The sequence below is a fragment of the Streptomyces sp. NBRC 110028 genome, from assembly GCF_001417735.1.
Classification (GTDB): domain Bacteria; phylum Actinomycetota; class Actinomycetes; order Streptomycetales; family Streptomycetaceae; genus Streptomyces.
On record NZ_BBUZ01000037.1, the window covers coordinates 82,612 to 97,878 of the forward strand.

12 protein-coding genes are annotated in these 15,267 nt (G+C 70.5%); 11 read left to right on the forward strand and 1 reads right to left on the reverse strand.

Annotation, left to right across the window (positions count from 1 at the left end):
* Positions 1-57 precede the first annotated feature (57 nt).
* The 11 genes from mraY to ASC60_RS29795 all read left to right on the forward strand — a co-directional run bounded on the left by mraY (position 58) and on the right by ASC60_RS29795 (position 11,420).
* Positions 58-1,125 carry a phospho-N-acetylmuramoyl-pentapeptide-transferase gene (mraY, locus tag ASC60_RS29745; protein ID WP_055556414.1) on the forward strand — a complete coding sequence of 356 codons (1,068 nt, stop codon included), beginning with the start codon at positions 58-60 and terminating at the stop codon, positions 1,123-1,125.
* Positions 1,122-2,570: a UDP-N-acetylmuramoyl-L-alanine--D-glutamate ligase gene (gene murD, locus ASC60_RS29750; RefSeq protein ID WP_199831081.1), complete on the forward strand. Its 1,449-nt coding sequence runs from the start codon at positions 1,122-1,124 to the stop codon at positions 2,568-2,570. The genes mraY and murD overlap by 4 nt, the downstream gene beginning before the upstream one ends.
* 57 nt (positions 2,571-2,627) lie before the next feature.
* Positions 2,628-4,163: a putative lipid II flippase FtsW gene (gene ftsW / locus ASC60_RS29755; RefSeq protein ID WP_079038709.1), complete on the forward strand. Its 1,536-nt coding sequence runs from the start codon at positions 2,628-2,630 to the stop codon at positions 4,161-4,163.
* A gap of 6 nt (positions 4,164-4,169) precedes the next feature.
* The gene (gene murG, locus ASC60_RS29760; protein ID WP_055556334.1) at positions 4,170-5,264 is read left to right on the forward strand and encodes an undecaprenyldiphospho-muramoylpentapeptide beta-N-acetylglucosaminyltransferase; all 1,095 of its coding nucleotides are present in this window, start codon (positions 4,170-4,172) and stop codon (positions 5,262-5,264) included.
* 13 nt (positions 5,265-5,277) lie between these two features.
* Positions 5,278-6,075 carry a cell division protein FtsQ/DivIB gene (locus tag ASC60_RS29765; RefSeq protein ID WP_055556335.1) on the forward strand — a complete coding sequence of 266 codons (798 nt, stop codon included), beginning with the start codon at positions 5,278-5,280 and terminating at the stop codon, positions 6,073-6,075.
* A gap of 278 nt (positions 6,076-6,353) precedes the next feature.
* Positions 6,354-7,592 (forward strand): cell division protein FtsZ, encoded by a 1,239-nt coding sequence (gene ftsZ / locus ASC60_RS29770; protein WP_055556337.1) that lies wholly within the window; start codon positions 6,354-6,356, stop codon positions 7,590-7,592.
* Positions 7,593-7,635: 43 nt separating this feature from the next.
* On the forward strand, positions 7,636-8,367 hold the full coding sequence (gene pgeF, locus ASC60_RS29775; RefSeq protein WP_055556339.1) for a peptidoglycan editing factor PgeF: 732 nt from the start codon (positions 7,636-7,638) through the stop codon (positions 8,365-8,367).
* A gap of 3 nt (positions 8,368-8,370) precedes the next feature.
* Positions 8,371-9,090: a YggS family pyridoxal phosphate-dependent enzyme gene (locus ASC60_RS29780; protein WP_055556341.1), complete on the forward strand. Its 720-nt coding sequence runs from the start codon at positions 8,371-8,373 to the stop codon at positions 9,088-9,090.
* Between the two features lie 123 nt (positions 9,091-9,213).
* A complete protein-coding gene (locus ASC60_RS29785) occupies positions 9,214-9,828 on the forward strand; it encodes a cell division protein SepF (RefSeq protein ID WP_055556343.1) in 615 nt (204 codons plus the stop codon).
* Positions 9,829-9,901: 73 nt separating this feature from the next.
* A complete protein-coding gene (locus tag ASC60_RS29790) occupies positions 9,902-10,198 on the forward strand; it encodes a YggT family protein (protein WP_055556344.1) in 297 nt (98 codons plus the stop codon).
* Positions 10,199-10,247: 49 nt separating this feature from the next.
* Positions 10,248-11,420, forward strand: a complete 1,173-nt coding sequence (locus ASC60_RS29795) for a DivIVA domain-containing protein (RefSeq protein WP_055556346.1) — start codon at positions 10,248-10,250, stop codon at positions 11,418-11,420.
* 175 nt (positions 11,421-11,595) lie between these two features.
* Here the strand turns inward: ASC60_RS29795 and ileS are convergent, their stop codons facing one another.
* Positions 11,596-14,727: an isoleucine--tRNA ligase gene (gene ileS / locus ASC60_RS29800; protein WP_055556348.1), complete on the reverse strand. Its 3,132-nt coding sequence runs from the start codon at positions 14,725-14,727 to the stop codon at positions 11,596-11,598.
* Between the last annotated feature and the right edge of the window lie 540 nt (positions 14,728-15,267).

Here is a 15,267-nt window from a genome sequence, read left to right on the forward strand (position 1 = left end):
ATGGGGCAGATCCTCCTCGCCGGTGGCCTCGCCGCGGGAGAAGAACACGTACCCGCCATGCGGCAGATCCTCTTCTCCGGAGCCATCGGGCTCTTCCTGACCCTGATCGGCACCCCGCTGCTGATCAAGCTGCTCGCCCGCAAGGGCTACGGCCAGTACATCCGGGACGACGGCCCGCGGACGCACGGCAGCAAGAAGGGCACGCCCACCATGGGCGGCATCTCCTTCATCCTGGCCACGCTGATCGCCTACGCGGTGACGAAGGTGATCACGGGCAGCCAGCCCACCTTCTCCGGTGTGCTGGTGCTCTTCCTGTTCGCGGGCATGGGCCTGGTCGGCTTCCTCGACGACTACATCAAGATCGTCAAGCAGCGCAGCCTGGGTCTGCGGGCCAAGGCCAAGATGGCCGGTCAGCTGATCGTCGGTGTCGCCTTCGCGATCCTCGCGCTGAACTTCGCCGATGCCCGCCAGCAGACCCCGGCCTCCGACCGGCTGTCCTTCGTCCAGGACTTCGGCTGGTCCTTCGGCCCGGTGATCTTCGCGATCTGGGCGCTGTTCATGATCCTCGCGATGTCGAACGGCGTGAACCTCACCGACGGCCTGGACGGCCTGGCCACCGGCGCCTCCGTGATGGTCTTCGGCGCCTACACCTTCATCGGCGTCTGGCAGTACCAGGAGTCCTGCGCCAACGCGGACACCCTCACCAACCCCTCGTCCTGCTTCGAGGTGCGCGACCCGCTCGACCTCGCGGTCGTCGCCTCCGCGCTGATGGGCGCCTGCTTCGGCTTCCTGTGGTGGAACACCTCGCCCGCCAAGATCTTCATGGGGGACACCGGCTCGCTCGCGCTCGGCGGCGCTCTCGCGGGGCTCGCCATCTGCTCCCGTACGGAGCTGCTGATGGCCATCCTCGGCGGGCTGTTCGTCCTGATCACCCTGTCCGTGGTCATCCAGGTCGGCTCGTTCCGGCTCACCGGGCGCCGGGTCTTCCGGATGGCGCCACTCCAGCACCATTTCGAACTCAAAGGCTGGAGCGAGGTCTTGGTGGTGGTCCGGTTCTGGATCATCCAGGGCATGTGCGTGATCGTCGGACTCGGCCTCTTCTACGCCGGCTGGCGGGCTTCGTGACCATCGACGTCACCGACCTCGCCGGACGGCATGTCACCGTCGCCGGACTCGGCGTCTCCGGGGTTCCCGCAGCGCGTGCGCTGCGGGGCCTCGGGGCCACGGTGACCGTCGTCAACGGAAGCGACGGCGAGCCCCAGCGCGCCCAGGCGGCCGAACTGGAACCGCTCGGCGTCACGGTCCGGCTCGGCGACGGGGCCACGTTGCCCGAGGGCACCGAGCTGGTCGTCACCACGCCCGGCTGGAAGCCCACCAGCCCGCTGTTCCTGGCCGCCGAGAAGGCCGGCGTCCCGGTGTGGGGCGATGTGGAGCTGGCCTGGCGCTTGCGCGAGACCCCGGCGGGGAAACCAGCCGCGCCCTGGCTCGCGGTCACCGGCACCAACGGCAAGACCACCACCGTGCGCATGCTGGCGTCCATCCTGGAGGCGGCCGGATTGCGCACCGCCGCCGTCGGCAACATCGGCGTCTCGCTCCTGGACATCGTGCTGGGCGACGAGCCCTACGACGTGCTCGCCGTCGAGCTGTCCAGCTACCAGCTGCACTGGGCGCCCTCGCTGCGCGCCCACTCCGGCGCGGTGCTCAACCTCGCCCCCGACCACCTCGACTGGCACGGCTCCATGGCGGCGTACGCGGCCGACAAGGGCCGGATCTACGAGGGCAACCAGGTGGCCTGCGTCTACAACGCCGCCGACCCCGCCACCGAGGACCTGGTCCGGGCGGCCGATGTCGAGGAGGGCTGCCGGGCGATCGGCTTCACCCTCGGCACCCCCGGCCCCTCCCAGCTCGGCGTCGTCGAGAACATCCTCGTCGACCGGGCGTTCGTCACCAACCGGCAGAAGAACGCCCAGGAACTGGCCGAGGTCGCCGACGTCAACCCGCCCGCGCCGCACAACATCGCCAACGCGCTCGCCGCCGCGGCCCTGGCCCGCGCCTTCGGCGTGCCGCCCGCCGCCGTACGGGACGGGCTGCGCGCCTTCCGCCCCGACCCGCACCGGGTGGAGCACGTCGCGGACGTCGAGGGCGTAAGTTACGTGGACGACTCCAAAGCCACCAACACCCACGCCGCCGAGGCGTCGTTGGGCGCGTACGAGCACATCGTGTGGGTCGCCGGCGGCCTCGCCAAGGGCGCCACCTTCGACGACCTCGTATCCACGGCCGCCCAGCGGCTGCGCGGCGTGGTGCTGATCGGCGCCGACCGCGCCCTGATCCGGGAAGCGCTCGCGCGACACGCAGCGGATGTCCCGGTCGTGGACCTCGACCGGACCGACACTGGGGCGATGGCGGCGGCTGTCCGGGAAGCGGCCCGGCTCGCCCGGCCGGGCGATACCGTCCTTCTGGCCCCGGCCTGCGCCTCGATGGACATGTTCACCAACTACAACAAGCGGGGCGACGCCTTCGCCGCGGCGGTTCACGACCTGGCCTCCGGCCCGGTCACGGACGAGCAGTAGCCCGCAGGTCCCCCGCGAGGACCACCGCTCGCGCGGAGAACCTGGAGGGGATACGACATGACGCCTGACCAGCCCGCGGCGCCGCGGTCCCGGCAGGCCGGAACAGCCCCCGGCCGCCCCGGGCCGCGGGCGGGCGGCGCCGCGCGGCCACGGCCCGCGGCGGCGCGGGGCGGGGAGCGGTCCGCGGCACCCGCCCGCCCGCCGAGCGGCCGGGGCAAGGCCGCGGTCACGACCCCCCAGGGCAGGGACAAGGCGGGCAAGGGCCGTCAGAGCGCTCCCAGGGCGCCCCGCCGCCCCGTGGTCCGCGCACCCCGCCGCCCCTCCAAGGGCGGCCTGCTGGACGCCCTGCGGGGCGCACAGCAGCGCGCCAAGAAGGCCTGGGACCGGCCGCTCACCGCGTACTACCTGATCCTCGGCGGCGCCGCCCTGATCATCGTGCTGGGCCTGGTGATGGTCTACTCCGCCTCCCAGATCAAGGCGCTCCAGTCCGGCCTCGCCCCCTCGTACTTCTTCCGCAAACAGCTCTTCGCCGCGGCGCTCGGCGGCGCGCTGATGCTGCTGGCCGTGCGCATGCCGATCAAGCTGCACCGCGCCTTCGCCTATCCGCTGCTGGCCGCCTCGGTCTTCCTGATGTGCCTGGTCCAGGTGCCGGGGATAGGGATCTCGGTCAACGGCAACCAGAACTGGATCTCCTTCGGCGGCCCGTTCATGCTCCAGCCGAGCGAGTTCGGCAAGCTCGCGCTCGTCCTGTGGGGAGCCGATCTGCTCGCCCGCAAGCAGGACAAGCGGCTGCTCGCGCAGTGGAAGCACCTCCTGGTGCCGCTCGTCCCGGCGGCGGCCCTGCTGCTCGGGATGATCATGCTGGGCGGCGACATGGGCACCGCGATCATTCTCTCGGCGATTCTTTTCGGCCTGCTTTGGCTGGCGGGCGCCCCCACCCGGCTCTTCGCCGGCGTGCTCGCCTTCGCCGGGGCGATCGCGATTCTGCTGATCAAAACCAGCCCCAACCGGATGTCCCGGCTCGCCTGCATCGGCGCCACCGAGCCCGGAGCAGGCGATCAGTGCTGGCAGGCGGTGCATGGGATCTATGCTCTGGCCAACGGCGGATGGTTCGGCTCCGGACTGGGCGCGTCCATGGAGAAATGGGGCGAACTCCCCGAACCGCACACCGACTTCATCTTCGCCATTACCGGGGAGGAACTCGGCCTGGCGGGGACGCTGTCGGTGCTCGTCCTCTTCGCGGCTCTAGGCTATGCGGGTATCCGCGTGGCCGGACGCACGGAGGACCCCTTCGTGAGGTACGCCGCGGGAGGTGTGACCACCTGGATCACGGCCCAGGCCGTGATCAACATCGGTGCGGTGCTCGGTCTGCTGCCGATCGCCGGGGTCCCGCTCCCGCTGTTCTCCTACGGAGGGTCCGCCCTGCTGCCGACCATGTTCGCCGTAGGTCTGCTGATCGCCTTCGCCCGGGCCGAGCCCGCCGCGCGGGCGGCGCTGGCCATGCGGCAGCCTGCTTTGCGGAAGAAGCTGGCCCGGGTGAGACGGAAGACGATGAGACGGCGCGTCAAGGAACGGCCGTCCGGAGAGCGGTGAATTTCGGTGCATGTCGTACTCGCCGGTGGGGGGACCGCCGGCCACATCGAGCCCGCGCTCGCCCTCGCGGACGCCCTGCGAAGGCAGGATCCGACCGTGGGGATCACAGCGCTCGGCACGGAGCGCGGGCTCGAGACCCGGCTCGTGCCCGAGCGCGGCTACGAACTCGGGCTGATCCCGGCCGTGCCGCTGCCACGCAAACCCACCCCCGAGCTGATCACCGTCCCCGGGCGGCTGCGCGGCACGATCAAGGCCGCCGAGCAGATCCTGGAGCGCACCAAGGCCGACTGTGTGGTCGGCTTCGGCGGCTATGTGGCCCTGCCCGGCTATCTGGCCGCCAAGCGGCTGGGCGTGCCGATCATCGTCCATGAGGCCAACGCCCGGCCCGGGCTCGCCAACAAGATCGGCTCCCGCTACGCCACGTCGGTCGGGGTCTCCACCCCGGACAGCAAGCTCCGGGGCGCCCGCTACGTGGGCATCCCGCTGCGCCGCTCCATCGCCACCCTGGACCGGGCGGCGGTCCGCCCCGAGGCGCGCGCGGCCTTCGGGCTCGACCAGAACCTGCCGACGCTGCTGGTCTCCGGCGGCTCGCAGGGCGCGCGCCGGCTGAACGAGGTGGTCCAGCGGGTCGCCCCGTTCCTGCAGCGGGCCGGAATTCAGGTGCTGCACGCGGTCGGCCCGAAAAACGAACTGCCGCATGTGGACAACATGCCCGGAATGCCGCCCTATATCCCGGTACCGTACGTGGACCGGATGGACCTCGCGTACGCCGCGGCCGACATGATGCTCTGCCGTGCGGGCGCGATGACCGTCGCCGAGCTGTCCGCCGTCGGGCTGCCGGCCGCCTACGTCCCGCTGCCCATCGGCAACGGCGAGCAGCGGCTCAACGCCCAGCCGTTGGTCAAGGCGGGCGGCGGACTGCTGGTCGACGACGCCGAACTGACGCCCGAATGGGTGCAGAGCAACGTCCTGCCGGTGCTCGGCGACCCGCACCGGCTGTACGAGATGTCGCGGCGCGCCGCCGAGTTCGGCCGCCGGGACGCCGACGAGCTGCTGGTCGGCATGGTGTACGAGGCAATCGCGGCACGCCGCCAGGCGTGAGAAGGCAGGGAGCGTGGCCGGACCGACGACCGCCGAGAGCGGCACCCGAAGGACGTCGCCGTCCGGCCCGCCCCCGCGTCTGTTCGCGGCGCGGCGCAGGTTCCGCCTGCCCAGCCGCCGCACCGTGGTGATCGCCGCGGTGGCGGCCGCCCTGCTGGGCGGCGGGACCGGCTGGCTGCTGTACGGGTCGAGCTGGCTGCGGGCCGAGCGGGTGACGGTCACCGGCGCGGACGTGCTCACCCCGGACGCGGTCCGCGAGGCCGCGGCCGTCCCGCTGGACACCCCCCTGGCCGCGGTGGACACCGACGCGATCGGGCGGCGACTACGGGACCGGCTGCCGCGGATAGCGAAAGTGGACGTATCCCGGTCATGGCCGCACACCATCAGTCTTGATGTGACGGAACGCAAGGCCGAAGTGATTGTCGAAGAGGACGGGAAGTTCCGCGAAGTGGACGTCCATGGCGTGCGGTTCTCCCGTGTGACCAAGCGGCCCAAGGGCGTTCCCCTGCTCGAAATGGAGCCGGACCGGTCGCCGAGTTCACGCCATTTCGGCCCGGCGCGACTGCGCCGGGAGGCCGTCCGGGTGGTCGCCGGGCTCCCGGCGAAGGTCCGCGACGACATGCGCTCGGTCCGGGTCCGCTCGTACGACTCGATCACCCTGGAGCTGTCCCGGAGCCGGACGGTCGCGTGGGGGAGCGATGAGCGCGGAGCCGCGAAGGCCAAGGCGCTCACGGCGCTCATGAAAGCGCGGCCCGACGCCGGTCACTTCGACGTCAGCGCGCCGAGCGCGCCCGCGGTGTCCCGTAGTTGACGGGCATAGCGGCAGGCCAGCAGCCCTGGTTGGCTGGACCACTGGGTGATCACATAGGGTGAAAAGAAAAGCGGTCGGTTCGGCGTGTTCATTGAACGCGCGCCACTTGTCGACTTAGTGTCCTGTTCCGAAGACTCCGGGAAACAGAGGCACTGGTAACCCTAAACTTCAGCGTTAGGGTTGGGGTCGGCAATCGGAACCGTCCCATTCGGCATCAGTCGGCGCACCGCGGCAACGGCGGGGTGACGACACGTAACTCGAGGCGAGAGGCCTTCGACGTGGCAGCACCGCAGAACTACCTCGCAGTCATCAAGGTCGTCGGCATCGGCGGCGGTGGCGTGAATGCCATCAACCGGATGATCGAGGTCGGGCTCAAGGGCGTCGAGTTCATCGCGATCAACACCGATGCGCAGGCCCTGCTGATGAGTGACGCGGACGTCAAGCTCGACGTCGGCCGCGAGCTCACTCGTGGATTGGGCGCCGGCGCCAACCCCGATGTCGGCCGGAAGGCCGCCGAGGACCACCGCGAGGAGATCGAGGAGGTCCTCAAGGGGGCCGACATGGTCTTCGTGACGGCGGGCGAGGGCGGTGGCACCGGCACCGGTGGCGCCCCCGTGGTCGCCAACATCGCGCGCTCCCTGGGCGCGCTGACGATCGGCGTGGTCACCCGTCCGTTCACCTTCGAGGGCCGCCGGCGCGCCAATCAGGCCGAGGACGGCATCGCGGGACTGCGCGACGAGGTCGACACCCTCATCGTCATTCCGAACGACCGGCTCCTGTCGATTTCCGACCGTCAGGTGAGCGTGCTCGACGCGTTCAAGTCGGCGGACCAGGTGCTGCTGTCGGGTGTTCAGGGCATCACCGACCTCATCACCACCCCCGGTCTGATCAACCTCGACTTCGCGGACGTCAAGTCCGTGATGTCCGAGGCGGGCTCGGCGCTCATGGGCATCGGCTCGGCGCGCGGCGACGACCGTGCGGTGGCCGCCGCGGAGATGGCGATCTCCTCACCACTGCTGGAGGCGTCCATCGACGGCGCCCGGGGGGTGCTGCTCTCCATCTCCGGCGGCTCCGACCTCGGCCTGTTCGAGATCAACGAGGCCGCCCAGCTGGTGAGCGAGGCCGCCCACCCCGAGGCCAACATCATCTTCGGCGCGGTGATCGACGACGCGCTCGGGGACGAGGTCCGGGTCACCGTGATCGCGGCGGGCTTCGACGGCGGTCAGCCGCCCGCGAAGAACCAGAACCGCGACAAGGTGCTGGGCTCGTACAGCGGCGGTCGCGAGGAGAGCGGGAGCGGTCAGGCCCCCCGCCAGTCCGCCCCGGAGCCCGGCCGTCCGTCCTTCGGCGGCCTGGGCAGCGTCACTCCGCGTGAGGAGGAGCCCGTCCCGGCGGAGCCCGCTCCGGTCGCCGAGGTCCCGCCGCCGCCCCCGGTGTCCACCCCGCAGGTCCCGCCGGCCCGTCCCTACCAGGACAGCCAGGCCGAGGAGCTGGACGTGCCGGACTTCCTGAAGTGAGCCCGCTGCCATGGCTCCACGGCGACCCTGAAGCGATCCCGCAGTGATAGCGCAACAGCACGACGCCAGCGGCGCGCACTTCGGCTTCACCGACCGGTGGGGCGGGGTGAGCGCCGCTCCGTATGACGAGCTCAACCTCGGCGGCGCGGTGGGCGACGACCCCCAGGCCGTGACGGCCAACCGCGAGCTGGCGGCCAAGGCGCTCGGCCTGGACCCGTCGTCCGTCATCTGGATGAACCAGGTGCACGGCCGGGACGTGGCCGTGGTCGAGGGTCCCTGGACGACCGGTGAGATCCCCGCCGTGGACGCGGTGGTGACGTCGCGTCGGGGGCTCGCCCTCGCCGTCCTCACCGCCGACTGCACTCCGGTGCTGCTGGCCGATCCGGTCGCCGGTGTCGCCGGCGCCGCGCACGCGGGCCGGCCCGGACTGGTCGCCGGGGTGGTCCCGGCGGTGGTCGAGGCGATGGTGGCCCAGGGCGCGGACCCGGCCCGGATCGTGGCCCGAACCGGACCCTCCGTTTGCGGCCGGTGCTACGAGGTGCCCGCGGCCATGCGCGCCGAGGTCGCCGAGACGGTGCCCGAGTCCTGGGCGGAGACCAGCTGGGGCACCCCGGCGGTGGACGTGGCGGCCGGGGTGCGGGCCCAACTCGGCCGGGCCGGTGTGGAGATGGATGGACAATCTCACATCTGCACCCGGGAATCGGCGGACCACTTCTCGTACCGGCGCGACCGCACGACAGGGCGGCTCGCGAGCTATGTCTGGTTGGACGGCTGAGCTGTGACGGATCGCAAGACGGAACTGGCCGCGAACCTGGCACAGGTGGAGGAACGTATCTCTGCCGCCTGTGCCTCCGCCGGTCGCAAGCGCGAAGAGGTGACCCTGATCGTGGTCACCAAGACCTACCCGGCGAGCGATGTCCGTTTGCTCGCGGAACTGGGCGTCCGGCACGTCGCCGAGAACCGTGATCAGGAGGTCGCTCCCAAAGCGGCGGAATGTGCTGATCTGCCCTTGATTTGGCACTTTGTCGGGCAATTGCAGACCAATAAAGCGCGTTCTGTGTGCAGTTATGCCGATGTGGTGCAATCGGTTGATCGCAAGCGCTTGGTCGACGCCCTCTCGAGGGCGGCCGTGGGGGCCGCGCGCGAGCTGGGCGTCCTGATTCAAGTGGCGCTCGACGCGGACTCCGACGAGCGGGGTCAGCGGGGCGGTGTCGGTCCGGACGGTGTGGGCGCTCTGGCCGATGCCGTGGCCGCGGCCGACGGGTTGCGGCTGGACGGTCTGATGACCGTGGCGCCGCTGACCGGCCCCTACGCGGACCGGCCGCGGGCGGCCTTCGACCGGCTGAGGGAAATCTCGTCCGGCCTGCGCGTGGCTCATCCGGCTGCGAACATGGTCTCGGCGGGAATGAGCTCAGATCTGGAAGAAGCGGTTGCGGCGGGGGCGACACATGTGCGCGTCGGCACTGCGGTACTCGGAGTCCGCCCCAGGCTCCGGTAACGTCGCGAAGAAGTCGGACCACAGTAGAAAATATGGTCATTCCCGTCAAAAGACGGGCAGGCCACGTGGATCCAAGGCATCCGGTGGCGGAGCCGATCCACCACAGAGCGGAGGACGCAGAGAATGGCCGGCGCGATGCGCAAGATGGCGGTCTACCTCGGCCTCGTGGAGGACGATGGGTACGACGGCCGGGGGTTCGACCCCGACGACGAATTCGAACCCGAGCCGGAGCCCGAGCGGGAGCGCCGGCGTCATCCGGCGGTGGAGACCGAGCCGCGGCCGGAGAGGGGCGAATCTGTGCGAGTGGTCCACCCCCCCGCACAGCGTGAACCGGCTCCGCTTGTAACGGAAAGCAGACAACCCGCCCGAATTGCCCCCGTGGCGTCTATCACACCTGAACGTCAGAGCCTGGAGAAGAACGCACCGGTGATCATGCCCAAGGTTGTGTCCGAGCGGGAGCCGTACCGCATCACCACACTGCACCCCCGGACCTACAACGAGGCCCGTACTATCGGGGAACACTTCCGCGAGGGCACCCCGGTGATCATGAATCTGACGGAGATGGACGACACGGACGCGAAGCGACTTGTCGACTTTGCCGCCGGACTCGTGTTCGGCCTCCATGGGAGCATTGAGCGAGTGACGCAGAAGGTGTTCCTGTTGTCTCCTGCTAACGTCGATGTCACGGCGGAGGACAAGGCCCGTATCGCAGAGGGCGGGTTCTTCAACCAGAGCTGAGACGCAACACGGCAACACCGAGTCATCCGAGGCCGTAAGGCCGCGTACGAAACAGGGGAGAGGGACGCGCGAGATGGGCATCGCACTGCAGGTGATCTACATCGCGTTGTACTGCTTCCTGATCGTGCTGATCTTCCGGCTGGTGATGGACTACGTCTTCCAGTTCGCGCGCTCGTGGCAACCCGGTAGGGCGATGGTGGTCATCCTCGAGGCCACCTACACTGTGACCGATCCGCCACTCAAGCTGCTGCGGCGGGTCATCCCGCCGTTGCGTCTCGGGGGTGTGGCGCTCGACCTGTCCTTCTTCGTGCTGATGATCATCGTCTGGATCCTGATCACCGTCGTGAGCAATTTTGCGAGCAGGGTGTGAACGATACGGTCTTGCCGGTTGCCGACGACTACGTTGAGGTGAAGTAGAGATGCCGTTGACCCCCGAGGACGTGCGGAACAAGCAGTTCACGACCGTCCGCCTCCGAGAAGGCTATGACGAGGACGAGGTCGATGCCTTCCTCGACGAGGTCGAAGCCGAACTGACCCGGCTGTTGCGGGAGAACGAGGACCTGCGCGCCAAGCTGGCCGCAGCCACCCGGGCCGCCGCACAGAGTCAGCAGCAACAAGGCATGCGCAAACCTCCGGAACAGCAGGAGCGACCCGGCGCCCCTGTTCCCGCCGCCATATCCGGACCGCCGCAGCAGCAGGGCCAGCCCGGCCCGCCGCAGCAACAGCAACAGCAGCAGCAGATGGGCGGCCCGCCGCAGCTTCCGGGCGGTGCTCCGCAGCTGCCGGCCGGTCCGATGGGCCAGGGCCCCGGCCCGATGGGTCAGGGCGGTCCCGGTGGCCCGGGCGGTCCCGGCGGCCCCGGTCCGATGGGTCAGAACGGCCCCATGGGTCCCGGCGGGCCCATGGGTGGCCCGATGGGCGGTCCCGGTGGCCCCGGCGGCCCGCAGCTGCCGCAGCCGGGTCAGGGCCCGGGCGGCGACAGCGCCGCGCGCGTGCTCTCGCTCGCGCAGCAGACCGCCGACCAGGCGATCGCGGAGGCCCGTTCCGAGGCCAACAAGATCGTCGGTGAGGCCCGCAGCCGCGCCGAGGGCCTGGAGCGCGACGCCCGCGCCAAGGCCGACGCGCTGGAGCGGGACGCGCAGGAGAAGCACCGTGTCGCGATGGGCTCCCTGGAGTCCGCTCGTGCCACGCTCGAGCGCAAGGTCGAGGACCTGCGCGGCTTCGAACGCGAGTACCGCACGCGCCTGAAGTCGTACCTGGAGAGCCAGCTGCGCCAGCTGGAGAACCAGTCCGACGACTCGCTGGCCCCGCCGCGGACTCCGGCGACCGCCTCGCTGCCGCCGTCCCCCTCGATGAGCGGGTCCATGGCTTCCTCGGGTGCCGGCTCGATGGGTGGCCACACGATGGGTGGCAACCAGTCGATGGGCGGCGGCCACAACCAGAACGGCGGCGCGCCGTCGTACGGTGGGCAGCAGCAGATGTCTCCCGCGATGACCCAGCCGATGGCACCGGTGCGGCCGCAGAGTCCGCAGCCGATGCAGCAGGCGCCGAGCCCGATGCGGGGCTTCCTCATCGACGAGGACGACAACTGACGCGTCGCGCGTAAGCGCGCGTCGGCAATCACCAAGGGCTGGGCCCCGGGAGCGGATCGCTCCCGGGGCCCAGCCCCTTTTCGCGTTGATCGATGGTTGCGGCCCCGTTGTCCACGCCCCTCGCGCAATACCGCCGCGCGAGGGGCGTGGACGGGGAACAAGACCCCGCCGGGCGTTACGCCTTGCGGAGGCGGAACGTCAGGCCCAGGGCCTGGTCCTCGAAGGGGGTGCCGTAGGCGGCGTCGGCCTCACCGGAGGCGAAGTCCGTGGCGAGGACCTCGTCCGAGATCAGCCCCGCGTGGTCCGTGAGGGCCTGGCGGAGCTCCTCGTCGGCGGACACCCACCGCAGGGCGATCCGGTCGGCGACGTCCAGGCCGCTGTTCTTACGGGCCTCCTGGATCAGCCGGATGGCGTCCCGGGCGAGGCCCGCGCGCCGCAGCTCCGGGGTGATCTCCAGGTCGAGGGCGACCGTGGCGCCGGAGTCGGAGGCGACCGACCAGCCCTCCCGCGGGGTTTCGGTGATGATGACCTCGTCGGGGGAGAGGGCGACCGTCTCGCCGTCCACCACGACCGACGCGTTCCCCTCGCGCAGCGCGACCGACAGCGCGGCCGCGTCGGCGTCCGCGATGGCCTTGGCGACGGGCTGGGTGCCCTTGCCGAAGCGCTTGCCCAGGGCACGGAAGTTGGCCTTGGCGGTGGTGTCGACCAGCGAGCCGCCGACCTCGTTCAGCGCGGCGAGCGAGGAGACGTTCAGCTCCTCCTCGATCTGGGCGCGCAGCTCGGGGCCCAGCTTCTCGAAGCCGGAGGCGGCGACCAGCGCCCGCGACAGCGGCTGGCGGGTCTTCACGCCGGACTCGGCCCGGGTGGCCCGGCCCAGCTCCACCAGGCGGCGTACGAGCGCCATCTGGGCCGAGAGAGCCGGGTCGATCATGGCCTGGTCGGCCTCGGGCCACGAGGTCAGGTGGACGGAGTCGGGGGCGTCCGGGACGACCGGGACGACCAGGTCCTGCCAGACGCGCTCGGTGATGAACGGCACCAGCGGGGCCATCAGCCGGGTGACCGTCTCGATGACCTCGTGCAGGGTGCGCAGCGCGGCCGCGTCGCCCTGCCAGAAGCGGCGGCGCGAGCGGCGCACGTACCAGTTGGACAGGTCGTCCACGAACGCCGACAGCAGTCGTCCGGCGCGCTGGGTGTCGTACGCCTCCATCGCCTGGGTGACCTGCTCGGTGAGCGTGCCCAGTTCGCCCAGCAGCCAGCGGTCCAGCATCGGGCGCTCGGCCCTGGCCGGGTCGGCGGCGGACGGCGCCCAGCCCGAGGTGCGGGCGTACAGGGCCTGGAAGGCGACCGTGTTCCAGTAGGTCAGCAGCGTCTTGCGCACGACCTCCTGGATGGTGCCGTGGCCCACCCGGCGGGCCGCCCACGGCGATCCGCCGGCGGCCATGAACCAGCGCACGGCGTCGGCGCCGTGCTGGTCCATGAGCGGGATCGGCTGCAGGATGTTGCCCAGATGCTTGGACATCTTCCGGCCGTCCTCGGCCAGGATGTGACCGAGGCAGACCACGTTCTCATAGCTCGACCGGTCGAAGACGAGCGTGCCGACCGCCATCAGCGTGTAGAACCAGCCGCGGGTCTGGTCGATGGCCTCGGAGATGAACTGCGCCGGGTAGCGCTTCTCGAAGACCTCCTTGTTGCGGTACGGGTAGCCCCACTGCGCGAACGGCATCGAACCCGAGTCGTACCAGGCGTCGATGACCTCCGGCACCCGCACGGCCTCCAGGGAGCAGCCCTCGGCGGTGCAGGGGAAGGTGACGTCGTCGATGTACGGGCGGTGCGGGTCGAGTCCGCTCTGGTCGGTGCCGGTCAGCTCGGACAGCTCGGTGAGCGAGCCGACGCAGGTCAGGTGGTCCTCCGCGCAGCGCCAGATGGGCAGCGGGGTGCCCCAGTAGCGGTTGCGGGAGAGCGCCCAGTCGATGTTGTTGTTCAGCCAGTCGCCGAAGCGGCCGTGCTTGACCGAGTCCGGGAACCAGTTGGTCTTCTCGTTCTCCCGCAGCAGCGCGTCCTTGACCGCGGTGGTGCGGATGTACCAGGACGGCTGGGGGTAGTAGATCAGCGGGGTGTGGCAGCGCCAGCAGTGCGGGTAACTGTGCTCGTACGCCAGGTGCCGGAACAGCAGCCCGCGCTCGTCCATGTCGCGGACCAGCGTCTCGTCGGCCTTCTTGAAGAACTGGCCGCCGACCAGGTCCAGCCCCTCCTCGAAGGTGCCGTCCGTGCGGATCGGGTTGACGATCGGCACGCCGTAGGCGCGGCTGCTCTTGAAGTCCTCCTCACCGTAGGGCGCCTGGTGGACCAGTCCGGTGCCGTCCTCGGTGGTGACGTAGTCGGCGTTGACGACGAAGTGCGCGTCGGGGATCTCGACCAGCTCGAAGGGGCGCTGATACGTCCAGCGCTCCATCTCCGCGCCGGTGAAGCTCCGGCCGGTGGTGTGCCATCCCTCGCCCAGCGCCTGCTCGACCAGCGTCTCGGCGACGACCAGCTTCTCCTTGCCGTCCGTGGCGACCACATAGGTCACCTCGGGGTGTGCGGCGACGGTGAGGTTGGCGACCAGCGAGAACGGGGTGGTCGTCCAGGCCAGCAGGGACGCCTCGCCCGCCAGCGGGCCGGAGGTCAGCGGGAAGCGCACGTAGACCGAGGCGTCGACGACGGTCTCGTAGCCCTGGGCCAGCTCGTGGTCGGACAGCCCGGTGCCGCAGCGCGGACACCAGGGGGCGACCCGGTGGTCCTGGACCAGCAGGCCCTTGGTGAAGATCTCCTTGAGCGACCACCACACCGACTCGACGTACTCGGGGTCCATCGTGCGGTAGGCGTCGTCCAGGTCGACCCAGTAGCCCATGCGCCGGGTCAGCTCGGCGAAGGCGTCGGTGTGCCGGGTCACCGACTCCCGGCACTTGGCGTTGAACTCGGCGATGCCGAACGCCTCGATGTCCTTCTTGCCGTTGAAGCCCATCTCCTTCTCGACCGCCAGCTCCACCGGCAGGCCGTGGCAGTCCCAGCCCGCCTTGCGGGCCACGTGGTAGCCGCGCATGGTGCGGAAACGGGGGAAGACGTCCTTGAAGACGCGGGCCTCGATGTGATGGGCGCCCGGCATGCCGTTGGCGGTGGGCGGGCCCTCGTAGAAGACCCACTCCGGCCGGCCCTCGGACTGTTCGAGGGTGCGGGCGAAGATCTTGTTCTCCTGCCAGAAGTCGAGCACGGCGTGCTCGAGGGCGGGCAGGTCGACCTGGGCGGGCACCTGGCGGTACTGCGTCATCGGAATGCGTCCTCCGGCGGATACGTCTCGTCGTTTCCGTCGGAGGGACGAGAGCCGTCAGCGCTCCCGCGGTACCACCCTCCTTGGCCGCGAGCAGTGCGCTCCCGGCCCCCTCATTGGGGCGCGATGCCGGTTCTACTGGCCCAGGGAGGGTGTTCTTCCGGCGGCTCCGGGGTGATCCTTCACGTCGCGCTCGCCCCCGGGCTCACACCGTCCCCGGGTCGCTCGTGGCCGCGTACGCCGCTACTCGTCCCCATCCACGCCTTTCGCTGCGCCCAGTGTACGGGGCCGGACGGACCGCGGCCGACCGATTTCCGCCGCTGCGCCGACTGGGGGAGGGGCCGGACCCGAGATGACCCGAATGCCGATACGCCGGGTGCTGCAGTGCGGGAGTCGTCGCGCGTCACTCTCCGGTACCGGTTCCCGGCCGGATTACCGGGCGGTGGGTGGGGCACAACCGTGGAGACCGGGTTGCCGTACGGGCAAGCCGGGCGAATCGGGCGGCGTGCCCCGTTGCCGCGTGCCCGGAGTCGATTTATC

What these genes read in the sequence shown, in the direction of transcription:
- mraY (WP_055556414.1), top strand. Translation starts at nt 58, where the DNA reads ATGCGGCAGATCCTCTTCTCCGGAGCCATCGGGCTCTTCCTGACCCTG.
- ftsW (WP_079038709.1), top strand. Translation starts at nt 2,628, where the DNA reads ATGACGCCTGACCAGCCCGCGGCGCCGCGGTCCCGGCAGGCCGGAACA.
- ASC60_RS29785 (WP_055556343.1), top strand. Translation starts at nt 9,214, where the DNA reads ATGGCCGGCGCGATGCGCAAGATGGCGGTCTACCTCGGCCTCGTGGAG.
- ASC60_RS29790 (WP_055556344.1), top strand. Translation starts at nt 9,902, where the DNA reads ATGGGCATCGCACTGCAGGTGATCTACATCGCGTTGTACTGCTTCCTG.
- ASC60_RS29795 (WP_055556346.1), top strand. Translation starts at nt 10,248, where the DNA reads ATGCCGTTGACCCCCGAGGACGTGCGGAACAAGCAGTTCACGACCGTC.
- ileS (WP_055556348.1), bottom strand. Translation starts at nt 14,727, where the DNA reads ATGACGCAGTACCGCCAGGTGCCCGCCCAGGTCGACCTGCCCGCCCTC.